This is a genomic window from Azospirillum agricola, from assembly GCF_020005195.1.
Taxonomy (GTDB): domain Bacteria; phylum Pseudomonadota; class Alphaproteobacteria; order Azospirillales; family Azospirillaceae; genus Azospirillum; species Azospirillum agricola.
The window spans coordinates 1-24,331 of sequence record NZ_JAIFZR010000001.1 but is presented as its reverse complement, the minus strand read 5'-3'; the positions used below and the strand labels follow the sequence as shown (position 1 = coordinate 24,331).

General features: G+C 70.8%; 4 protein-coding genes. 1 reads left to right on the top strand and 3 read right to left on the bottom strand.

Features of this window, described 5'->3' with window-relative positions; genetic code table 11:
- Window positions 1–95: 95 nt before the first annotated feature.
- From JN22_RS35120 to JN22_RS00010, 3 genes are all read right to left on the bottom strand, one after another.
- The gene (locus tag JN22_RS35120; protein WP_179165993.1) at window positions 96–19,322 is read right to left on the bottom strand and encodes a calcium-binding protein; all 19,227 of its coding nucleotides are present in this window, start codon (window positions 19,320–19,322) and stop codon (window positions 96–98) included.
- Between the two features lie 93 nt (window positions 19,323–19,415).
- On the bottom strand, window positions 19,416–20,873 hold the full coding sequence (locus tag JN22_RS00015) for an HlyD family type I secretion periplasmic adaptor subunit (protein WP_085551973.1): 1,458 nt from the start codon (window positions 20,871–20,873) through the stop codon (window positions 19,416–19,418).
- Entirely contained in the window at window positions 20,860–23,010 is a 2,151-nt protein-coding gene (locus JN22_RS00010; RefSeq protein ID WP_085551972.1) for a type I secretion system permease/ATPase, read from the bottom strand. The genes JN22_RS00015 and JN22_RS00010 overlap by 14 nt, the downstream gene beginning before the upstream one ends.
- A gap of 408 nt (window positions 23,011–23,418) precedes the next feature.
- Between JN22_RS00010 and JN22_RS00005 the strand changes: the two genes are divergently transcribed.
- A protein-coding gene (locus JN22_RS00005) for an IS630 family transposase (RefSeq protein WP_223677489.1) occupies window positions 23,419–24,331 on the top strand; the annotation gives its coding sequence in 2 pieces (ribosomal slippage) (window positions 23,419–23,759 and window positions 23,758–24,331; 915 coding nt annotated over the 2 pieces). This gene is flagged as partial in the annotation.

Genomic DNA, 24,331 nt, shown 5'->3' with positions numbered 1-24,331 from the left:
GACGCGGGCGGCCCCCTTTCGATCAAGGGGTGACGCCGCCGGCCATGCATCATGGCCGGCGGCGTCCCTTGTCCTTCCGAACCGGCCGCGCCGGATCACCGCCACGCGGCGGTGATGGCGTTGTCGACCTGCGGATAGGCGCTGCCCTCGATGCTCAGCGTGCCGGCCGCCGGCGGCGCGAAGCCCGCCATCGCCTGCACCAGCTGGTCCACCATCGAATCCGCCAGCACCGCGCCGTCGCTGGTCTCGATGCTGTCCATGCGATGGCTGGTGCCGCTGTACCAGCCGGCGACCGTGACCTTGTCAGCCGACCCCACGACCTGGATCTCCAGATCGCTGCCGGTCTTGCGAAGCCACAGCTGGTGCCGGTCGATCCCCTCGCCGAACACCAGGCGATCGTTGCCGGCGTCGGCGTCGTTCTCGACGATGCGGTCGCTGCCGCCGCCGCGGCCGAACCGGTAGACGTCGTTGCCGGTGCCGCCGGCCAGGACGTCGTTGCCCGCCCCGCCGTCCATGTCGTCGTCGCCGTCGCCGCCCGACAGGCTGTCGTTGCCGCCGCCGCCCCACAGCGTGTCGTTGCCGGCCTCGCCGTAGGCCTCGTCGTAGAACCCCGAACCGGCCGGGTCGGCACGGCTGTCCAGCAGGTCGTCGCCGTCACCGCCATGCAGCGTGTCACGGCCGAGACCACCGGCCAGGGTGTCGTTGCCGCCATAGCCCGACAGGAAGTCGTTGCCCCCCTGGCCGTCGATGAGGTCGCCGTTCGCGTAGCCCAGCAGCGCTTCCGCGGCGCTGCCGCCGACGGTCTCCAGCGTCAGGGCGGGGGAGGACAGGTCCACCTCCCGCCCATCGGCGAAGCGCACCGTCTGGAGATAGTTCACCCCGTCGCCAGCCCCGTTGAAGCGGTTGGAGATGACGATCTGCTCCGGCCGGTCGCGGAACCGCAGCACGAGGTTGTTGTCGAAACGCGCGAAATACAGGTTCTCGGCCGCGAAGCCTTCGCCCATCAGCAGCACGTCGGAACCGCCGCCGCCGAGGATGGTGTCCTGCCCGCCATCATACAGCACGAGATCGTCGCCGGCACCGGCGTCGATGGCGTCGTCGCCGGCCCCACCGGACAGCGTGTCGTTGCCGGCCTCGCCAAAGAGGATGTCGTTGCCGTCGCCGCCATGCAGCCGGTCGCCATCGGCCCCGCCAGACAGCGTGTCGTTGCCGAGGCCGCCGGCAAGGTCGTCGGCACCGGCATCGCCCTGGATGTAATCGTTGCCGGCGCCACCCTCGATGGAATCCGCGCCGTCGCCGCCGAACAGCGTGTCGTTGCCGTCGCCGCCGAACAGCGTGTCGCCGCCGCTGCCGCCCTCGATGTAGTCGCTGCCGCCCCCGCCGTCGACGCGGTCGTCGCCGTCGCCGCCGTAGAGCGAGTCGCCGCCGCCGCCGCCCAGCAGCGTGTCGTCGCCGGCCTCGCCATAGAGCGAGTCGCGGCTGGCGGTGTCGTCGCTGCTGTCGATGAAATCATTGCCGTTGCCGCCACGGACCACGTCGATCCCCGCGCCGCCATAGAGGTGATCGTCGCCGTCATAGCCGAAGATCGCGTCGTTGCCGCCGGAACCCCGGATGGTGTCGTTGGCGTTGTAGCCCTCCAGCGTGCGGGCGACGTCGTCGTCCCGCGTGTCGATCACGAGATCCGGCCGGGTGAGATCGTAGGTCGACTGGTCGGCGAAGCGCAGGGTCTGGAGATAGTTGGCGCCGTTCCCGTTGCCGTTGAAGCGGTTGGCGATGACGATCCGCTCGGTCCGGCCCTCGAACAGGACGTGCAGGTCGTTGCCGTAGCGTTCGAAGCGCAGGGCGGCCGCGTCGAAGCCCTCGGCGAAGTCGAGGATGTCGTTGCCGCCGCCGCCGGTCACGGTGTCCTGTCCACCCTGGTACAGCACCACGTCGTCGCCGGCCCCGGTGACGATCCAGTTGGCGCCCAGGCCACCGGCCAGCGTGTCGTTCCCGTCCTCGCCGAAGAGGCTGTCGTTGCCGTCGCCGCCGTCGAGGCGGTCGTCATCCGCCCCGCCATAGAGCGTGTCCTTGCCGGCTCCGCCGAGCAGGACGTCGGCACCGGCCCCGCCGACCAGGCTGTCGTCGCCGGTCCCGCCGTCGAGCAGGTCGTCGCCGTCGCCGCCATGGAGCGCGTCGCCGAGCGCCCCGCCATAGAGCGTGTCGTTGCCGGCCTCGCCATAGGCGGTGTCGGCGCTGGCGGTGTCGTCGCGGCCGTCGATGAGGTCGTTGCCGTCGCCGCCATAGAGCAGGTCGGCCCCGGCCCCGCCATGGAGCGTGTCGTCGCCGCCGTAACCATAGATGGCGTCGGTCCCGCCGCTGCCACGGATGACATCGCCGGCGTTGTAACCGTCCAGCGTGTGGCCGACGTCGCTGTCGATGGTGCGGATGACCAGATCCGGACGGCTCAGGTCGATCTCGCCGCCATCGGCGAAACGCAGGGTCTGGATGTAGTCGGTCCCGTCGGCCGTGCCTTTGAGGGCGAAGCGGTTGGCGACGACGATCCGCTGCGCGGCGGAGTCGAACACCAGGTGGAGATCCTTGCCGAAGCGTTCCATCCGCAGGCCGGCCACCGTGTAGCCTGCGCCGAAGACCAGCACGTCGTTGCCGCCGCCGCCGACGATGGTGTCCGCCCCGCCGCCATAGACCACGGTGTCGTTGCCGGCCCCGCCGTCGATGGCGTTGGCGCCGGCCCCGCCGGTCAGCGTGTCGTCGCCGGCCCCGCCGAACAGCGTGTCGTTGCCGGCGTCGCCCGACAGGCTGTCGTTGCCCTCGCCGCCCTCCAGGGAATCGTTGCCGTCGCCGCCCTCCAGCGTGTCGTTGCCGCCGTATCCGAGGATGGTGTCGTTGCCCGCCCCGCCGTCGATCCGGTCACCCGACTTGTAACCGCGCAGAGTCTCGCTCGCCGCTTGTCCATGGGTTTCCAGCCCGATGTCCTGCGCCGTGAGATCGACCTCGGTCCCATCGGCGAAGCGCAGCGTCTGGACGAAGTTGGCGCCGTCGGCGTCGCTGTTGCCGTTGAAGCGGCCCACCACGACGATGCGGTCCCCCGTATCGCGGAAATTGAGATGAAGGTCGTTGCCGATCCGGGAGACATACAGTTGGTCGCGTGCCAGCCCGGCTCCCAGTTCCAGAACGTCGCTGCCGCCGCCGCCGATGACGGAGTCCTCGCCGGCCCCCGGCCCGGCGTAGCGGATCAGGTCGTCTCCGGCACCGCCGTCGATGACGTCGTTGCCGGCGCCTCCGTCCAGCGTGTCGTTGCCCGCCTGGCCATAAAGGGCGTCGGCTCCGTCACCGCCGAAGATCGAATCGTCGCCACCCTCGCCGTAGAGTTGGTCGGCCCCGCCGCCGCCGTCGATCAGGTCGTCGTCGGCGCCGCCATAGACCAGATCCACGCCGCCGCCGCCGTAGATGGTGTCGTTGCCGGTGCCGCCATAGGACTGGTCGTTGATGTTCGCGGCGCTGGGGTCGTCGCGGTTGTCGATCAGGTCGTTGCCGGCGCCGCCGTGCATTTCGTCGGAGCCGGTGCCGCCCTTGATCGTGTCGTTCCCCGCTCCGCCCAGGATCGTGTCGTTGCCGGTGCCGCCATCGAGGCTGTCGTCGCCGACGCCGCCGTTGACCGCGTCGTTGCCATCACCGCCCGCGACGATGTCGTTGCCGGCCGGTTCGCTGGGGGAGGGGGAGGGCAGGACCGAATTCAGATCCCACACCCCATCGCCATAGGTTTCCCAGATGTAGCCGTTGGCACCGATCGGGTAACCGTTGATCTCGATGCCGCCGACATAGACGGCCTTCTTGGCCCTGTTCCAGCCGCCGGTCTCGTCGACGACATGGATTTGCAGCCGGTCCGCCTCGCTCCGATCCCGAACGGTGAAGGTGTAGTCGCGCATGTTTCCCGAATAGATCATGGTGTTTCCGTCGGAGGCCAAGGTGGAGTAGAGCACGTCCACGATGCCGTTCATCAACACCACGCCGTCGAGGGTAACGACCACCTTCGGCCAGTAATACACATTGTGGGCGCCCATGCGGATGCGGACGGTGATCACCTCGTTTCCGGTCGTCGAAAACTCGTCGCCCCACAGCCGATCTTCGCCGGCTCCTCCGGTTATCGTGTCGTCGCCGTCACCACCGAAGGCGATGTCGTTCCCGCCGCCGCCGTCCACGGAATCCTCCCCGGCGCCGCCCCGCAGCCCGTCGCCGCCGGCCCCGCCATAGAGGGTGTCGTTGCCCGCTTCGCCGTAGAGGTTGTCGCCCGCGCCCGCGCGGCTGTCCAGCACATCGCCGCCGTCACCGCCATAGAGAGCGTTGTACCCGGCCCCGCCGGTCAGCGTGTCGGCGCCGCCATAGCCATAGATCGTGTCGTTGCCGGCCCCGCCGTCGATGACGTCGCCGACGTTGTAGCCCTCCAGCTTCTCCGAGGCGCTGGTCCCCGTGGTGGCGATCACCAGATCCGGGCGGGTCAGATCCATCAGGGTTCCATCGGCGAAGCGCAGGGCCTGGGAGTAGCTGGTCCCGTTCCCGTTGCCGTTGAAGCGCCCCTTGACGATGACCTCGTCGGCGACGCCTCTGAAACGGACATGCAGGTCGTTGCCGAAGCGGGCGAAATAGAGCGCTTCGGGAGCGAAGGCGCCGGCAAGCTCGATCACGTCGGTGCCGCCGGTGTTGTAGACGCTGTCCTGGCCGCCGGTGAAGCGGATGAGGTTCTCGCCGGCCCCGCCGTAGACCGCGTCGTTGCCGGCCCCGCCGACCAGCGTGTCGTTGCCGGCGTCGCCCAGCAGCGTGTCGTCCCCGGCGCCGCCCTCCATCGAATCGTCGCCGTCGCCGCCTTCCAGCCGGTCGCCGCCGTCGCCGCCGAGCAGAAGGTCGTCGCCGGCATAGCCGTAGAGCGTGTCGTTGCCGATCCCGCCGTCGAGCGTGTCGTCGCCGGCATAGCCGTGGATGGTGTCGTTGCCCCCGGTGCCCTGGATGGAATCGCCGACGTTGTAGCCCTCCAGCGTCTCGTTGGCGGCGGTCGCCACCGTCTCGATCTTCAGATCCGGGGCGGTGATGTCGACCAGCGTGCCGTCGGCGAAGCGCAGGGTCTGGACGTAGCTCGCCCCATCCAACGCCCCGTTGAAGCGCCCGACCAGCACGATCTCGTCGGTGGCGTTGCGGAAGCGCAGGTGGAGGTCGTTGCCGAAGCGCGCGTAATAGAGGTCGGCGGCCGCCAGCCCCTCGCGGATCTCCAGCACGTCCCGGCCGCCCTCGTTGGTGATGATGTCGCGCCCGCCGCTGTGGCGGATGAGGTCGTCACCGAGCCCGGTCAGGATAGTGTTGGTGCCGAGCCCGCCCTCCAGCGTGTCGTCGCCGTCACCGCCCTGGAGGGAGTCGTTGCCCGCCCCGCCGTCCAGCCGGTCGTTGCCGGCGTTGCCTTCCAGCCAGTCGTTGCCGGCGTTGCCGGCAAGGCTGTCGTTGCCGTCGCCGCCGGAGAAGGTCTCGCCCCCGTCGCCGCCGAGGATGGTGTCGTCCCCGGCCTCGCCATAGGCGACGTTGGCCGAGGCGCCGGTCCCGGTGTCGTTGCGGTTGTCGATCAGGTCGTTGCCGGCCCCGCCATAGATCTGGTCGGCGCCGAGCCCGCCTTCCAGCGTGTCGTCGCCCGCCCCGCCGACGAGGCTGTCGTTGCCGTCGCCGCCTTGCAGAAGGTCGTCACCGTCGCCGCCCTCCAGCCGGTCGGCGCCGGCCCCGCCCAGCAGCGTGTCGTCGCCGACTCCGCCGTAGAGCTGGTCGTTGCCGGTGCCGCCGTCGAGCGTGTCGTCGCCGGCATAGCCGTAGACGGTGTCGTTGCCGTCGGCGCCCTGGATGGAATCGCCGACGTTGTAGCCCTCTAGCGTCTCGTTGGCGGCGGTCGCCAGCGTCTCGATCTTCAGATCCTGGGCAGTGAGGTCGACCAGCGCCCCATCGGCGAAGCGCAAGGTCTGGACGTAGCTCGCCCCGTCGGCCGCCCCGTTGAAGCGGTTCTTCAGCACGATCTCGTCGGTGGCGTTGCGGAAGCGCAGGTGGAGGTCGTTGCCGAAGCGCGCGTAATAGAGGTCGGCGGCCGCCAGCCCCTCGCGGATCTCCAGCACGTCCTGGCCGCCCTCGTTGCCGATGACGTCGCGCCCACCGCTGTGGCGGATAAGGTCGTCGCCCAGCCCGGTCTGGATGCTGTTGGCGCCCGCTCCGCCCTCCAGCGTGTCGTTGCCGGTGCCGCCGTACAGCGCGTCGTCGCCGGTGCCGCCGCCGAGGGAATCGTCGCCGACGTCGCCGTAGAGGGTGTCGTTGCCGGTCCCGCCGGTCACCGTGTCGTTGCCGTCGCCGCCCTCGGCGTAGTCGTTGCCGTCGCCGCCCGCGATGACGTCGTTGCCGGCCCCGCCGTAATGCAGGTCGTTGTCGGCCCCGCCGTCGAGCGTGTCGTCGCCGTCGCCGCCTTCCAGCCGGTCGGCACCGGCCCCGCCCAGCAGCTCGTCGGCACCGGCCCCGCCGAACAGGATATCGTTGCCGGCTCCGCCATCCAGCCGGTCGTCGCCGGCATAGCCGTAGATGGTGTCGCTGCCGCCCAGGCCCTGGATGGTGTCGTTGGCGTTGTAGCCTTCCAGCTTCTCGGCCGCGTCGGTCGCCACCGTGTCCAGCACCAGATCCTGGGCGGTGATGTCCACCAGCGCGCCGTCGGCGAAGCGCAGGGTCTGGACATAGCTCGCCCCGTCGCCGGCCCCGTTGAAGCGGTTGACCAGCACAACCTCGTCGCTCCGGTTGCGGAAACGCAGGTGGAGGTCGTTGCCGAAGCGCGCGAGATAGAGGTCGCCCACCGCAAGGCCGCCGCCGATCTCCAGCACGTCCTGGCCGCCCGCGTTGGTGATCGTCTCGCGCCCGCCGTCGAAGCGGATCAGGTCGTCGCCCAGCCCGGTGAACAGGGTGTCGGTGCCGCCGCCGCCGGTCAGCGTGTCGTTGCCGTCGCCGCCGTCGAGCGTGTCGTTGCCCTCGCCGCCGTTCAGGATGTCGGCCCCGTCGCCGCCCGACAGGAAGTCGGCCCCGTCGCCACCGTCCAGGGAATCGTCGCCCGCGTCGCCGTGCAGGCTGTCGTTGCCGGTGCCGCCGGACAGCGTGTCGTCGCCCTGGTCACCGTTGAGGACGTCGGCCCCGTCGCCGCCCTCGACGCTGTCGTTGCCGGCACCGGCGTAGAGGAAGTCGTTGCCCGCCCCGCCGTCGAGCGTGTCGTCGCCCGCGTAGCCGTAGACGGTGTCGTTGCCGCCCAGCCCCTGGATGAGGTCGCCGACGTTGTAGCCCTCCAGCTTTTCGCTGGCGTTGGTCGCCACCGTCTCCAGCGCCAGGGTCTGGGAGGCCAGATCGAGGGTGGAGCCGTCGGCGAAGCGCAGGGTCTGCACGAAGCTCGCCCCGTCGCCCGCCGCGTTGAAGCGGCCGGTGAGGATGATCTGCTCGCTCGATCCCCGGAAGCGGACGTACAGGTCGTTGCCGAAGCGGGCGAAATAGAGGTCGCTCCGCGCGATGCCCGGCCCCATCTCCAGCACGTCGCTGCCGCCCTCGTTGGTGACGGTGTCGCTGCCGCCGCCGTAGCGGATGAGGTCGTCGCCGGTGCCGCTGTAAAGCGTGTCGTTGCCGGCGCCGCCGGCCAGCGTGTCGTTGCCGGCGCGGCCGTAGATCGTGTCGGCCCCGTCGCCGCCGCTCAGGTCGTCGTCGCCGTCCTCGCCGTCGATGCTGTCGTTGCCGGCCCCGCCCTCGATGCTGTCGTTGCCGGTGCCGCCGAACAGGATGTCGCCGCCGCCGCCGCCATAGATGGTGTCGTTGCCGTCGCGGCCATAGGCCACGTCGCCACCCGCGCTGTCGTCGCGCCCGTCGATCAGGTCGTCGCCGGCCCCGCCGTCGAGGGAATCCGCCCCGGTGCCGCCGATCAGCGTGTCGTTGCCGGCGTAGCCGAGGATGGTGTCGTTGCCGGCCCCGCCGACGATGCGGTCGCCGACGTTGTAGCCCTGCAGATACTCGGCGGCGCTGGTCGCCACCGTCTCCAGCGCGATGTCGGTGCGGGTCAGGTCGAAGCTGGTGCCGTTGGCAAACGCGATCCGCTCGACATAGGCCGTGCCGTCGCCGGCCGCGTTGAAGCGGCCGACCACGACGATCTCGTCGGTCGCGCTGTTGCGGAAACGGATGTGCAGGTCGTTGCCGAAGCGGGCGAAGTAGATCCCGTCGCGGTCGATCCCCGGCCCCATCTCGATGGTGTCGAGGCCGCTGCTGTCCATGAGCAGGTCGCGGCCGTCGCCGGCGCGGTAGACATACACGTCGTTGCCGGCCCCGCCGTCGAGCGTGTCGTTGCCGATGCCGCCGATCAGCGTGTCGTTGCCGGCCCCGCCGCTCAGGCGGTCGTCGCCGTCCTGGCCCAGCAGCACGTCGTCGGTGGCGGTGCCGGTCAGCAGGTCGCCGCCGGTGCCGCCGAGCACCGCCAGCTCGCCGAGCGGCAGGGTGGTGCCGTCGGCGAAGGTCAGCCCGGCCAGCCCGGTGGTGCCGTCGGTGGCGGAGAAGTGGTTGACGACGACGATCCGCTGCCCGGTGGCGCGGACCACCACGACGAGGTCGCCGCCCGAGCGGGTCAGCACGACGTCGCGCCAGTCGAGCCCGCCCGGCAGCCCGACCGTGTCGCCGTCGCCGGGGAACACCGTCTGGTCGGCCCCGCTGTCGTCGAGCTGGAAGACCGACGGCCCGTCGCCGCCGATCCACACATGGCCCGATCCCAGGTTCCACGGCGCCCCGGACGTGAAGGTCACCCGATCGAGCTGGTTCTGGAAATGGTTGACCACCAGCACGTTGATGGCGCCGTCGGCCGAGGTGATGCGCAGGTCGTCGTGGATGCGCACCAGCCGCAGGTTGGCCGGCGGAACGCCGGCGCCGAAGCTGAGCTGGTTGACGGCGTCGCCGGCCGGGTGGATGGTCGTCGGACCAGCGCCGGCCCCCACCACGAAGTTGCTGTTGCCGCGGCTGCCGATCAGGATTCCGTTGCCGCCGATCGCCCAGCTCTGCCCGCCCTCGAAGGTCACGGTGCCGAGGCCCGAGCCGGCGCCCGCCACCCCGGTCGGTCCGAAATGGTTGACCGCGATCAGGTCGATGCTGCCGTCATCGGTGTAGAAATGCAGGTCGACGCCGATCCGCTCCATGCGCACCAGGGCCGGGTCGATGCCGGGGCCGAAGCTGAGGGCGTCGGTGCCGCCGCCCGCGAAGATGTACTGGCGGCCGTGGCCGGGCAGCACCGTGAAGCTGTCGGTCCCCATCTCGCCGAACAGGACGTTGTCGCCGACGACGTCCCAGGTGACGCCGCCGGAGAAGCTGACGGCGTCGAGGCCGCGCGACACCCCGTCGGTCGGCGCGACGAACTGGTTGACGATCCGCACGGTCCGGCCGCTGCCGATGAAGACGACCACGAGGTCGGTGCCGTCCCGCGCCAGCGTGACGTCGCCCGGCCCGACGTCGGGGCCGAAGACGATCTGGCTGCCGCCGCCGCCCGCGTGGATCTCCTGGCGGGCCGGGCCGGTCTTGCCGATCTGGAAGCGGTCGCCACCACCCTCGCCGATCAGCGTGAAGGGGGAGGACAGGTCGAAGGTCCGCCCGTCGTCGAACTCCAGTTGGCCGATCGCGCCGAAGTAGTTGAGGACGGTCACCACCTGACCGGTGCGGTCGATGAAGAGTTCCAGGTCGGAGCCGGTGCGGACGAAGCGCACCTCGGTGCTGTCGATCCCGTCGAGCTTCACCGTGTCGCCGCCCTGGGCGTAGATCGTCTTCGATCCGGAATCCGGACCGATCAGGAAGGTGTCGCGCCCGGCGCCGCCGAACACCAGCGTGTCGCCTGTCAGGTGCAGGACCGAGCCGTCGGGGCGCGTCAGCGATTTCAGCGGCGCGCCGGCGAAATGGTTGACGATGGTCAGGGAATCCGCCGTGCCGTCGACGGTGATCCGCAAGTTGACGCCGTCGCGCGCCACCCGGATCTTCGATCCGTCGACGGTGTCGACGAAGCGCAGGCTGTCGTCGCCGTTGCTGTCCGGATAGACGATCATGTCGCCCATGCCGCGCTGGATCAGGTACTCGTCGTGGCCGGAGCCGCCGATCAGCACCTTGCCGCCCTGGATGTTCCAGGTGGTGCCGTTGTCGAAGGTGATGTCGCCGATGCCGTTCAGCGTGAAGTGGTTGACGACGACGATGGCGTCGGGCCGGCCCTCGATGTGGATGTGCAGGTCGTTGCCGACGCGGACCACCCGCGTCGTGCCGGGATCGGCGTCGAGCTGGAGATGCTGGCCGGGCGCGCCGGGGTAGATGATCGAGGCGTCGCGGATGGTCTCCGGCCCGGTGCCGCCGATGTGGATCGTGGTGCTGGCGATGGGCCAGATCACGCCGTTGGGGAAGACGATCTCCGGAATCGCCACGACGCCGCCGGGCGCGAAGTGGTTGACGATGGTCATGGTGTCGCCGCCGGCGGTGACGCGCAGGTCGGCGCCGACGCGGGTCAGGCGGACGCTGCCCGGATCGATTCCGGGCGCCACCTCGATCCGGTCGCCGGAGGCCTGCCCGCCGGGATAGACCGTGACGTTGCCCATGCCGGGGTTGAGGACGAACACGTTGTCCGCGTCGGAACCGATGCGGACATTGGCGCCGCCGACCGTCCACAGCGTGCCGTCGGCGAACGCGATGTCGCGGGCGGCGTTGCCGAGGAAGTGGTTGAGGACGGTCACCACGTCGGCGCCGTCGCCCAGCACGATCTGGAGGTCGTCGCCGACCCGGCGCGCCACGGTGGCGAGGCTGTCGAAGCCGGCGCCCATCCGCAGCCGGTCGGTGCCGCCGCCCGGATAGAGCGAGACGTGACCGATGCCGGGCTCGAAGGTGAAGGTCTCGGTGCTGCTGCCGCCGACGCGGATCTCGTGGCCCCAGATGTTCCAGACGGCGCCGTCGAGGAAGCGGATGGTGTGGACACCGCCGCTGGCCCCGCCGGAGAAATGGTTGAGCACCGTCAGGGAATCGCTCAGCCCGTTGACCGTCACCACGAGGTCGTCGCCGACCCGCTGGATCTTCAGGCTGGCCTTGTCGATGCCCTCGCCGATGGTGATCCGGTCGTTGCCGGTGCCGGGCAGCACGATGCGCGCGCCGCTGCCGGGGGTCAGGGTGAAGCTGTCGTCGCCGCTGCCGCCGACCAGGACGTTGGTGCCCGACAGGCTCCAGTTCCGCCCGCCGACCACCACATTCTCCAGCGCCGAGGCGCCCCAGTCGGTGGAGAAATGGTTCAGCACGGTGATGCGGTCCGCCGTGCCGCGGACCGAGACGATCAGGTTGTCGCCCTCGCGCACGAACTCCAGCTTGTCGGTGGCGACACCGGCGCCGAACTTCAGGCTGTCGAAGCCCTTGCCGGCGAACAGGCTGACCGCGCCGTCCCCGGCGTTGACGGTGAAGACGTCGGCGGTGTCGCCGCCGATGCGGAAGCCGTGGCCGGCGTCGACGCTCCACACCGTGCCGTCGGCGAAGGTGACGGAGGAAAGGCCGCCGTTGCCGGCGCCGGTCCCGTTGAAGTGGTTCAGCACGGTCACGCGGTCGGCGGTGCCGGCGATCTCCAGCACCAGCGTGTCGCCGACCCGGCGCAGAGCGACGTCGGCCGGATCGATGCCGGCGCCCAGCACCAGCCCGTCGCGCCCGCCGCCGGCCGCCAGCACGCGCTCGCCCAGCCCCTTCTGGACGCTGAAGCTCTCGTCGCCGCCGGTGCCGGCGATCAGGCGGGTGTTGTCGATGGCCCAGCTCGTGCCGTCGCCGAAGCGGATGCTGGCGTAGCCGTCGGGGTTGCCGTCGAAGTGGTTCTTGACGATCCAGGCGTCGGAGCCGGCGCCGTAGGTGATGCGCAGATCGTCGCCGTCGCGGGTCAGCCGCATCCGGTCGGGATCGACGTTCAGCGCGAAGCGGATGGTGTCGCTGCCGCCGCTGCCATACAGGGTGGTCTCATTGCCCCCTTGGCCGCTCCCGAGCCCGAAGACGACGCTGTCGTCGCCGGTGCTGCCGATCACCACATCGTCGCCGCGGACGCGCCAGCGGGTGCCGTCGGCCAGCTCGATGGTCTGGATCCCTCCGTTGCCCGCCCCGGCCAGCGCCTCGGCGGAGAAGTGGTTGAAGAGCCGGACCGAGCGGTCGGTGCCCGCGATGCGGATCTCCAGGTCGTCGCCCAGGCGCGACAGGCGCAGGTCGTCGGCCGTCACGTCCGCGCCGAAGCGGATGGTGTTCTCGCCGCCGTCGGCGTGCAGGGTGCGGGTGCCGAAGCCGGCATCGATGGCGATGGTGTCGTCGCCGGTCGTGCCCATCCGCAGATCGTCGCCCCAGACCGGCCAGACCACGCCGTCGGCGAAGGCGATCCGGCGGACGCTGCCGTCGCCGGCCGCCTCGGCGCCGTTGGGGGCGAAATGGCCCATGATGGTGACGCGGTCGCGGGCGTAGCCGTCCTCGCCCGCCGGGCCGCCCTCGGCGTCGAACAGGATGTGCAGGTCGTCGTCGATGCGGACCAGATGGGCGATCTCGTGCCGGAAGCCGGCGCCGAGTTTGACGGTGTCGTCGCCGCCCTCGCCGAAGACGACGACATGGCCGACGCCCGACGGTGCGGTGAGGGTGTCGTCGCCCGGCGTGCCGGTCACGACGAGGTCGCCGAACATCCGCACGCCGTCCTGCACGTAGACGACCGCCTCGCCCCGGCCGTAGCTGTTGTAGAGCACCGAATCGACGAGGATCCCGCTGCCGGTCTTCCGCCAGCCGGACTCCTTGAAGGTCACCAGATCGTCGCGGTCGCCGGTGACCCAGAGCGGCGTGCCGCCGCCGTTGGCCAGCACGCCCTGCTCGTTGAGGATCACGACCTGCCGGTCGGCGCCGGTCAGGTCGAGCGTCTCGATGCCGTGGACACCGCCGGCGTCGGCCCCCACCATCGACAGCCGGTCGCCCTCGAAGCGCAGCGTGTCGATGCCGTCGCCGCCGTCGACCGAGACGAAGCCGTCGTCCAGGATCCGCAGCGTGTCGTTGCCGCCGCCGCCCGACAGGATGTCGGCGCCGCCGCCGCCGTCCAGCCGGTTGTCGGCGCCGTCGCCGGTCAGCCGGTCGGCGAAGCCGGTGCCGATGACGATCTCGACGCCGCTCAGCCGGTCGCCCTGGGCGTCGCCGCCCGATCCGATGCCGGTGGCCAGATTGACCGTCACCCCGGCCCCGGAGGCCGAATAGTCGGCGGTGTCGAGGCCGGCGCCGCCGACCAGCGTGTCGGCCCCGGCACCGCCGATCAGCGTGTCGTTGCCGGAACCGCCGTCGAGCCGGTTGGCGCCGCCGTCGCCGGTCAGCCGGTCGTCGCGGCCGGAGCCGGTCAGGTTCTCGATCCCGCTCAGGACATCGCCTTGGGCATCGCCGCCCAGGCCGGTCCCGGCGGACAGGTCCACCGTCACCCCGGCGCCCGAACCGGAATAATCCGCCGTGTCGCTGCCGCCGCCGCCGGTCAGGGTGTCGGCGCCGCCGCCGCCCTTCAGCACGTTGTTGCGCTCGTCGCCGGTCAGCACGTCGTTCCGGGCCGAGCCGACCAGATTCTCGATGCCGCTCAGCACATCGCCCTCGGCGGTGCCGCCGAGGCCGGTGCCGGCCGCCAGATCCAGCGTCACGGCGTCGCCGGAGGCCGAATAGTCGGCGGTGTCGGTGCCGGCGCCGCCGATCAGCGTGTCCGCCCCCGCGCCGCCGACCAGCGTGTCGTTGCCGGCGCCGCCGTCGAGCCGGTTGGCGCCGCCGTCGCCGGTGAGCCGGTCACCGTGAGCGGAGCCGGTCAGGTTCTCGATGCCGGAGAGCCGGTCGCCCTGGGCGTCGCCGCCGCTGCCCGTACCGGTGGCGAGGCTGACCGTCACCCCGCCCCCGGAGGCCGAGTAATCGGCGGTGTCGATGCCGTCGCCGCCGATCAGCGTGTCGGCGCCGCCCAGTCCGGCCAGCGTGTCGTTGCCGCCGCGTCCGTCCAGCCGGTTGGCGTTGGCGTCGCCGGTCAGATAGTCGTCATGGTCGGAACCGTCGATGTTCTCGACGCCGGTCAGGACGTCGCCCTCGGCGTCGCCACCGACGCCCGTGCCGGCGGACAGGTCCACCGTGACGCCCGCGCCGGAAGCCGAATAATCCGCCATGTCGATGCCGCCGCCGCCGACCAGCGTGTCGGCGCCCAGGCCACCGATCAGGGTGTCGGCGCCGTCCCCGCCGTCCAGACGGTTGTCACCGCCGTCGCCGGTCAGCCGGTCGTCATGGTCGGAACCGTCGATGTTCTCGACGCCGGTCAGGACGTCGCCCTCGGCGTCGCCGCCAGCGCCGGTTCCGGCGGACAGGTCCACCACCACGCCGGCATCCGACGCCGAGTAGTCGGCGGTGTCCGTGCCCTCGCCACCGACCAGCGTGTCGGCTCCCGCGCCGCCGGTCAGCGTGTCGTCACCGCCGCCGCCGCTGATGAGGTTGGTTCCGGCGTCGCCGGTCAGCCGGTCGTCATGGGCGGAGCCGGCAAGGTTCTCGATGCCGCTCAGGACGTCGCCCTCGGCGTCACCACCGGAGCCGGTCCCGGCGGACAGGTCCACCGTCACGCCGCCGCCGGAGGCCGAATAGTCGGCGGTGTCGGTGCCCTCGCCGCCCACCAGCGTGTCGGCGCCGTCCAGCCCGGCCAGCGTGTCGTCACCCTCACTGCCGTCGATGAGGTTAGCGCCGGCATCGCCGGTGAGGGAATCGCCATGGGCGGAGCCGGAGAGGTTCTCGATGCCGCTCAGGACGTCGCCCTCGGCGTCGCCGCCACTGCCGGTTCCGTCGGCCAGGCTGACCGTCACGCCACCGCCGGAAGCCGAATAGTCGGCGGTGTCGATGCCATCACCACCAACCAGCGTGTCGGCGCCCAGGCCACCAACCAGGGTGTCGGCGCCGTCCCCGCCGTCGATGAGGTTGGCGCCGCCGTCGCCGATGAGGGAGTCGCCGTGACCGGAACCGATGATGTTCTCGATGTCCGCCAGAACGTCGCCTTCGGCGTCGCCGCCGGTGCCCGTGCCGGCCGCCAGATCCACCGTCACCCCGGCCCCGGAGGCCGAATAGTCGGCGGTGTCGGTGCCCTCGCCGCCCACCAGCGTGTCGGCGCCGTCCAGCCCGGCCAGCGTGTCGTCACCCTCACCGCCGTCGATGAGGTTGGCGCCGGCATCGCCGGTGAGGGAATCGCCATGGGCGGAGCCGGTGAGGTTCTCGATGCCGCTCAGGACGTCGGCCTCGGCGTCGCCACCGCTGCCGGCTCCGTCGGCCAGGCTGACCGTCACGCCGTCGCCGGAGGCCGAGTAATCGGCGGTGTCGATGCCGTCGCCGCCGATCAGCGTGTCGGCGCCGCCCAGTCCGGCCAGCGTGTCGTTGCCGCCGCGTCCGTCCAGCCGGTTGGCGTTGGCGTCGCCGGTCAGATAGTCGTCATGGTCGGAACCGTCGATGTTCTCGACGCCGGTCAGGACGTCGCCCTCGGCGTCGCCACCGACGCCCGTGCCGGCGGACAGGTCCACCGTGACGCCCGCGCCGGAAGCCGAATAATCCGCCATGTCGATGCCGCCGCCGCCGACCAGCGTGTCGGCGCCCAGGCCACCGATCAGGGTGTCGGCGCCGTCCCCGCCGTCCAGACGGTTGTCACCGCCGTCGCCGGTCAGCCGGTCGTCATGGTCGGAACCGTCGATGTTCTCGACGCCGGTCAGGACGTCGCCCTCGGCGTCGCCGCCAGCGCCGGTTCCGGCGGACAGGTCCACCACCACGCCGGCATCCGACGCCGAGTAGTCGGCGGTGTCCGTGCCCTCGCCACCGACCAGCGTGTCGGCTCCCGCGCCGCCGGTCAGCGTGTCGTCACCGCCGCCGCCGCTGATGAGGTTGGTTCCGGCGTCGCCGGTCAGCCGGTCGTCATGGGCGGAGCCGGCAAGGTTCTCGACGCCGCTCAGGACGTCGCCCTCGGCGTCACCGCCGGAGCCGGTCCCGGCGGACAGGTCCACCGTCACGCCGGCATCCGAGGCCGAGTAATCGGCCGTGTCGGTGCCCTCGCCGCCGATCAGGGTGTCGGCCCCGCCGCCGCCGGTCAGGAGGTCGTCGCCCTCGCCACCGTCGAGCCGGTTGGCGTCGGCGTCGCCGGTCAGCCGGTCGTCGTGGACGGATCCGACGACGTTCTCCACTTCGGCGATCCGGTCGCCCTCGGCGTCGCCGCCGCTGCCCGTGCCAGCGGCCAGATCCACCGTCACGCTCGCATCCGAGGCCGAATAGTCGACGGTGTCGATGCCGTCGTCGCCGGTCAGCACGTCGGCTCCGCTGCCGCCTTCGAGCCAGTCGTCGCCAGCCCCGCCGGAGAGGCTGTCGTCGCCGCCGCCGCCCGACAGGCTGTCGGCGCCGGTACCGCCCGTCAGGGCGTCGGCGCCGGAGCCGGCCAGGATCTTCTCGATGCCCGACAGGCTGTCGGTCATCCACCCGCCATGCCCGACGCTGCCGGTGGCGAGATCCACCGTGATCGCGCCGGTTTCCGCCGAGTAATCGACCGTGTCGATCCCGTCGCCGCCGATCAGCACGTTGTTGCCGCCGCCGCCGGCCAGGACATCGTTGCCCGCCCCGCCGATCAGCGTGTCGGCGCCGGAGCCGCCGACCAACGTGTCGTCGCCGTCGCCGCCGTCCAGCAGATCGCCGTTGTAGTCGTCCGCCACGGTCAACCGGTCGTTGCCGGCCCCGCCGATCAGCGTGTCGCTGCCGTAGCCGCCGTCGATGGTGTCGTCGCCGTCGCCGCCGTCGAAACGGTCGTTGCTCCAGTAGGAGCCGCCCTCGCCCAGCCGGTCGTTGCCGGCGCCGCCGAGCAGGGTGTCGGCCCCCTCGCCGCCGGTGAGCACGTCGTCGCCGTCCCCGCCGTCGATCCAGTCGTCGCCCCCGCCACCGATGACCGTGTCGTCGCCGGCCCCGGCGGTGACGCGGTCGGCGCCGCCCCCGGCGTCGATCACGTCGTCGCCGCTGCCGCCGTCGATGGTGTCGGCGTTCTCCCCGGCGTCGATGGTATCATTGCCGGCCCCGCCCCGGATGCTGTCGTCGCCGCTGCCGGCGGTGATGGAATCGTCGCCGCTGCCGCCGTCCAGCAGGTCGGCGTTGTCGCCGCCGATCAGGGTGTCGTTGCCGGCGCCGCCGTAGAGGGTGTCGGAATCGGTTCCTCCGTCCAGATAATCGTCACCCAGCCCGCCGTAGAGCAGGTCGTTGTTGCTTCCGCCCAGCAGGGTGTCGTTTCCGCTGCCGCCGTCCAGCGTGTCGTTCTCGCTGCCGCCGTCCAGACGGTCGTCGCCCGAGCCGCCCGACAGGGAATCGCTCTGGGCGCCGCCGACGAGCGTGTCGTTGCCGGAGCCGCCGCGCAGGGTGTCGTCGCCCCAGTCGCCGTTCAGCGCATCGTCGCCGGCCCCGCCCAGCAGGACCCCGCCGCCGCCACCGCTGTTGAGGGTGTCGTTGCCGGCCCCGCCGTCGAGGGTCTCGGCCCGCCAGTCGCCGCTCACCGCGTCATCGGTGCCGGCCTGCGCCTCCGTCATCTCGCGGGTCCGCTCGTCGGCCGGCGATTCACCCTCAACGTCCGCGACGCCGTCGTTGCCGGTCCCCGTCACGCCGATGACCAGCACGCTGTCGGTGCTCAGGCCGCCGCTGTCGGTAACGCGCACGGTGATGGCGTGGGTCGGCGCCGCGTCGTGGTCCAGGACCGCGCCCTCGGCGACGGTGATCCGGCCGGTCGCCGCGTCGATGACGAAACGGCCCCCGGCGTCGTCGGCCAGGCTGTAGGTCAGCGCGCCGTCTTCCACGTCCGTCGCGTGGGCGGTGCCGACCAGGGTGCCGGCAGCCGCCGTTCCGGAGACGCGGCCGCCGCTCAGGGAGACGGCCGAGGGGGCGTCGTTGACCTCCTCCAGCGCGATCGTCACCGTCTGGCTGGCGACCCCGCCGCGCCCGTCCGACACCGCGATCCGGAAGCTGTCGGCGCCCGCGTAGTCGGCGTCGGGCGTGTAGGTGAAGGTTCCATCGGCGGCCAGACGCAGGCGGCCGTGGCCCGGCCCGTCGGCCACGGCGTAGCTCAGCGCGTCGCCGTCGGCGTCCACCGCCCCGACCGAGCCGGCGAGCACCGTGTCCTCGCGGCCCTGCAGCGTCTGGTCGGCGGCCACGGGAGCGCTGTTGCTCACGACGACGAGGGCGGCCAGCGCGCCGACGTCGACGACGCGGCCGTCGACCGTCACCTCCAGCGCGTTCCAGTTGCTGGCCTTGAGCTTGAGGGCGTCGCCGGTGAAGATCTGGTTGTCGTCGCCGTGCTGGCGCACGAAGTCGCTCAAGCGGACGAGATCGGCGGCGATCCCGGCGGTGATCTGGCCGGAGGCGAGCTGGACGCGCAGCCGGTCGTTGCCGGCCCCGCCGTCCATCGTGTCGTGGCCGCTCTGGGCGGACAGGGTGTGGACAGCGAGATCGTCGCCGCCGCCCGCCTGGACGAGGTCGGCGCCGGCCCCGCCGGTCAGCGTGTCGGCCCCCATGCCGCCGGTCAGCGTGTCGTCGCCGTCGCCGCCGTCCAGCAGATCGCCGTTGTAGTCGTTGGCGACGGTCAGCCGGTCGTTGCCCGCCCCGCCGATCAGCGTGTCGCTGCCATAGCCGCCGTCGATGGCGTCGTCGCCGTCGCCGCCGTCGAACCAGTCGTTGCTCCAACCGTTGCCGTCGCTCAGCCGGTCGTTGCCGGCACCGCCCAGCAGGGTGTCGTTGCCATCCCCGCCGGTCAGCACGTCGTTGCCCGCCCCGCCGTCGACCCAGTCGGCCCCGCCGTCGGCGTTGACGGTGTCGTCGCCGTCGCCGCCCCAGACGCTGTCGTCGCCGCCGCCGGCCTGGACGAGGTCGTTGCCGGCGCCGCCGTCGAGCCGGTCGCTCGCGCTGTTGCCGACCAGGGTGTCGTTGCCATCCCCGCCGATCAGGGTGTTGGCGTCGGTTCCGCCGTCCAGATAGTCGTTGCCGTCACCGCCATCCAGCAGGTCGTTGTTGCTGCCGCCATAGAGCCGGTCGTCGCCCGCCCCGCCGCGGATGGTGTCGTCGCCCCAGTCGCCGGTCAGCAGGTCGTCGCCGGCCCCGCCGTCCATCACGCCGCCGCCGCCGCCGCTGGTGATGGTGTCGTTCCCGGCGCCGCCCTCCAGGGTTTCGGCGCGCCAGTCGCCGCGCAGGGTCTGGTTGGCGGCGGTGGTGGTCGGCGTGTCGGTCATCGGTTTTCCCCCTGCGGGCTTTCTGCCCGGTTCGAATTCATTTCGGCGGCAACGGGTCGAGGCGGTCGGTGGTCGGAGATCGGCCTGTGCCGGTCATCGCTCGCGCATGGCGTCGTGGACATGGGCGAGCACCGGCGACAGCAGGTAGTCGAGGATGCGGCGGCGGCCGGTCTTGATCTCGGCCGTCACCGCCATCCCGGGAGCGAGCGCGATGTCCTCGCCGTCTTCCCCCCGGATGACGGCACGGTCCAAAGCGATCCGGGCGGCAAACTTCGGGCCGTCCGGGTTGGCGGACGCCGCCGGGTCGGTGGCGCCGGTGCGTGCGGCGGCTCCGTCGGGCGGCAGGATGACGTCGTGGGAAACCCCCATCACCACGCCCGGCAGCAGACCGTAGCGGGTAAAGGGAAAGGCATCGACCTTGACCGCCGCCGGCATGCCGGGGCGCAGGAAGCCGATGTCCTTGTTGTCCACCTGGGTCTCGACGATCAGCGTCCGGCTGGCCGGCACGATCACCATCAGCGGTTCGGCGGTGGTCACCACGCCGCCCACGGTGTGGACCGCGAGCTGCTGGACCACGCCGGCGACCGGCGCCGTCATCACCTGGCGGGCGCGGCGGCGGTGCGCCTTGGTCAGTTCCTGGCGCAGGGCGGCGATGCGGTTCTCGGCGTCGGCCAGATCGGTCATCGCCTTGCCCTCGAACTCGGCGACCACCCGCCGCCGCTCGTCGCCCAACCCCTTCAGCGCGGCGTCGACCTCCTCCTCGCGGTTCCTCGCCGCGACGCCGCCGAACTCGACCTCCGCCAGCTCCTTCTCCAGCTCCAGCAGGTCGAAGCGCGGGCTGTAGCCGCGCTGCGAGAGGCCGCGCTTGGCCTGCACCTGCTCGCGGATCAGCGGCAGCGTCGCGGCCAGCCGGGCCTTCTCGGCGGCCAGCGCCGCCTTTTCCGCGCGGCGCTGGCGTTCCTGGCTGTCGATGGCGGACAGGCCCGCCTCGCGCGCGGTGAGCTGGTTGACCAGGATGGAGCGCTGGAGGGTGACCAGCGCGGCGTCGGCCTGCTCCGGCGGCTGGAACTGCCGCTCCCCGGCCAGCGCGGCGCGCAGGCGGGCCGCCTCGGTCTCGGCGACCTCCAGCTCCCATTCGGCGCGGCCGGCGTCGGCGGCGCTGTCGGTCGGGTCCAGTTCGAGCAGCCGGGCGCCTTCCTCGACTCGCTGGCCCTCGACGACGTGGATGCTGCGGACGATGCCGGGCTCCAGCGGCTGCACCAGCTTGTTGCGCTCGCTCGGGATGACGCGCCCGCGGGTGACGGCGGTGATGTCGATGTGGCCGATCCAGGCCCAGGCCAGCGCGATGAAGGCGAACAGCGCGATCAGCAGCGCGACCGCGCGGGCCACCGGCGAGGCCGGCGTCTCCACCGCCTCCAGCGCGGCGGGCAGGAACTCCAGCTCGTGCCCGAGCCGCCGCCGGAGCGGACGCGCCGCGCGGCGGGCGGGCTGGGGCGACGGCGCTTCCGCCGCAGGAGGGGCCGCTTCGGCGGCGCCGTCAGGCGATGCCATGCTCGGCCCCCATCTGCATCCGCCACAGCTCCGCGTAGCGCCCGCCCTGGCGGATCAGGGACTCGTGCGTGCCCTGCTCGGCGATCCGCCCTTCCTCCACCGTGACGATGCGGTCGCAGTTGCGCACGGTGGAGAGCCGGTGGGCGACGATCAGCACCGTGCGGTTCTCGCAGATGCGGCGCATGTTGGCCTGGATCGCCGCCTCGCTCTCCACGTCGAGGGCGCTGGTCGCCTCGTCGAAGATCAGGATGCGGGGGTTGGTGGCCAGGGCGCGGGCGATGGCGATGCGCTGGCGCTGGCCGCCGGACAGGCTGGCGCCACGCTCGCCGATCACCGTGTCGTAGCCTTCCGGAAGCCCCAGGATGAAGCGGTCGGCCCCGGCCAGCCTCGCCGCCGCCACGATGTCCTCCATCGCCATGCCGGGATCGGCCAGCGCGATGTTGTCGCGGATCGAGCGGTTGAACAGGACGTTCTCCTGGAGGACGACGCCGATCTGGCGGCGCAGCCACGCGACGTCGACCAGCGCCAGATCGACGTCGTCGACCAGCACCCGCCCCGATTCCGGCACGTAGAGCCGCTGCACCAGCTTGGTGAGCGTGCTCTTGCCCGAGCCCGAGGAACCGACGATGCCGACCGTCTCGCCGGGCTGGATGGTCAGGTCGATGGATTGCAGGGTGGGCGAGGCGTCCGGGCGGTAGCGGAAGCCCACCCGGTCGAAGCGGATGCCGCCGCGGATGGCCGGCAGCGGCAGCCGGCCCGGCTTGGCGGCCGGCTCGGCGGCGGTGTTGAGGATGTCGGCCAGCCGCTCGACCGAGATGCGCGCCTGCTGGAAGTCGTTCCACAGCTGGGCCAGCCGCAGGACCGGGGCGGACACCCGGCCGGCGAGCATGTTCACCGCCACCAGCGCGCCCACCGTCAGCGTGCCGTCGATCACCTCCAGCGCGCCGAAATACAGCAGGGCCGCCATCGCCAGCTTGCTGACCAGTTGGACGCCCTGCCCGGCGATGGCGCCGAGGTTGCCGGCGCGGAAGGCGGCGCCGACGAAGGCGGCCGAGCGTTCCTCCCAATGGCGGCGCATCTCCGGTTCCACCGCCATCGCCTTCAGCGTCTCGATGCCGGAGATGCTCTCGACCAGGAAGGCCTGGTTCTCGGCGCCCAGCGCGAATTTCGCCTCCAGCCGGCGGCGCAGGATCGGGGTGGCGATCAGGCTGATCGCGGCGTAGACCGGCAGCGACGCCAGCACGATGCCGGTGAGCGTCGGGCTGTACCACCACATCACCGCCAGGAAGACGACGGTGAAGAACAGGTCCATCACCAGGGTCAGCGCCGAGCCGGTCAGGAAGTCGCGGATACGGTCCAGCTCGCGCACCCGCGCCACGCTGTCCCCCACCCGCCGCGCCTGGAAATAGGAGAGCGGCAGCGCCAGCAGATGGTCGAACAGCCGGACGCCGAGCGTCACGTCGACCCGGCTGGTGGTGTGGGAGAAGATGTAGGTGCGCAGGCCCCCCAGCACCGTCTCGAACAGCGAGACCACGACGAGCCCGATGATGAGGATGTCGAGCGTGGTCAAGCCCCGGTGCGCCAGCACCTTGTCGACGACCACCTGGAAGAACAGCGGGCTGACCAGCGCGAACAGTTGCAGCACGAAGGAGGCGAGCAGCACCTCCGCGAACGGGCGGCGGTACTTGAACAGGGCCGGCACGAACCAGCCGATGCCGAACCTCACCTGGGCCAGATCGAGGCTGGCGCGGCGCGTCATCAGCAGGAGTTCGCCCGACCAGGCCGGCTCGACGACGGCGCGCGGCAGGGTCAGCGGACGCTGTTCCAGCGGGTCCTGGATCAGGACCCGGTCGCCGTCCACCTTCGCGATGATGAAGAAACGCCCGTCGCGCCGCTTCGCGATGGCGGGAAGCGGCGTCGCCGTCAGGCGATCCCAGCTGGTGGTGACCGAACGGGCCTTGACGCCGAACCCCTTGGCCGCCCGCAGGATGTCCAGCGTGTCCATCGCCCGGCCGCGCGCCGCCTGCGCGTGGAGGATCTGTTCCGGATCGGCTGGATTTCCCAGGAGGCGCAGCAGGATCACCAGGCAGGACAAGCCGGTGTCCGGGACCGAATTCTCTTCCACCAGCCTCGGCATGATCGAAACACTCGAATTGTGCGGTTTTACAATTTTTCTACTTTTCGACTTTTCCTGTTCCAGAAGCGCTTGCGATAATTGATCGTTTCCGTGGGAAATTTTTATCAACAAGACAGGTCACTGTATTTCGCAGCAATCTTTGGGCTGCGATTTACTGTAAATCAATATTTCATGGAGGATTTTCTCATCGAAAATGCAACGTGCGGATGATAGCGATGCTTGTGTCGGGGCGCAATGATTTTTCACCACATATGCGTGAAAAATACGAATTCAACTCATTCATTAAGTGTCTATAATGATTGGACGACTTCTTAGAGTCTGTCTGTTTGTGTCTGAATCGGAGATGGGGATTCCCGAGGGAGCGGATGTGTGATTCAACGGGTTGACTGATTTGGGAGATCAACCCTGATGGCACGTCCGTTGTCTCTGGATCTTCGTGAGCGGATTGCGGCGGCGTTGGCGAGTGGCCTGACGACCCGCGCGGTGGCGCAGCAGTTCAGCGTCTCAGTTGCGACGGCAGTGCGGATCGGTCAGAAGCAACGTGCCGGACAAGGGCTTGAGCCGGGCAAGATGGGCGGTCATCGTCCCTTCGTGCTGGGGCCGGAGGCGGTGGATTGGCTGCGCGAGCGGCTGGCTGAGAAGGGCGACCTGACGATCCGGGCGCTGACGGCGGAGTTGGCGGAACGCGGCACAGTGGTGACGCCGGACACCGTCTGGCGATGCGTGCGCCGGTTGGGCCTCAGCTTCAAAAAAAACGCTGCTGGCCAAGGAGCAGGATGGGACGAAGCTGGCTCGCTTCCGAGCGCGCTGGAAAGCCCACCAGCATAAGATCGATCCCAAGCGCCTGGTCTTCATCGACGAGACCTGGGTGAAGACCAACATGACCCGCACCCGGGGTTGGTGTGCGCAGGGCCAGCCTTACCTCGCCAAAGTTCCCCACGGCCATTGGAAGACGCTGACTTTCCTGGCAGGCCTGCGTCACGACAGGATCGTGGCTCCTCTGGTCCTGGATGGGCCGATCAACGGGACCATGTTTACGGCCTGGGTCGAGCAATTCCTGGTGCCCACCCTGGCACCGGGCGATGTCGTCGTTCTCGACAACCTGGGCAGTCACAAAGGAGCCGCGGCGCGCAACGCCATACGGAATGTCGGCGCCCATCTGCTCTTCCTGCCGCCCTACAGTCCTGATCTCAATCCCATCGAGATGATGTTCGCAAAGCTCAAAACCTTGGTCCGGAAAGCCGAGGAAAGGACGATCGAAGCCGTATGGCGGCGCATCGGAAACCTGCTGGAGCACTTCCAGCCTCACGAGTGCGCCGCA

Bases quoted from the DNA above. Each gene is read 5' to 3' on its own strand.
- JN22_RS35120 (WP_179165993.1), bottom strand. From the start codon at position 19,322: ATGACCGACACGCCGACCACCACCGCCGCCAACCAGACCCTGCGCGGC.
- JN22_RS00015 (WP_085551973.1), bottom strand. From the start codon at position 20,873: ATGGCATCGCCTGACGGCGCCGCCGAAGCGGCCCCTCCTGCGGCGGAA.
- JN22_RS00010 (WP_085551972.1), bottom strand. From the start codon at position 23,010: ATGCCGAGGCTGGTGGAAGAGAATTCGGTCCCGGACACCGGCTTGTCC.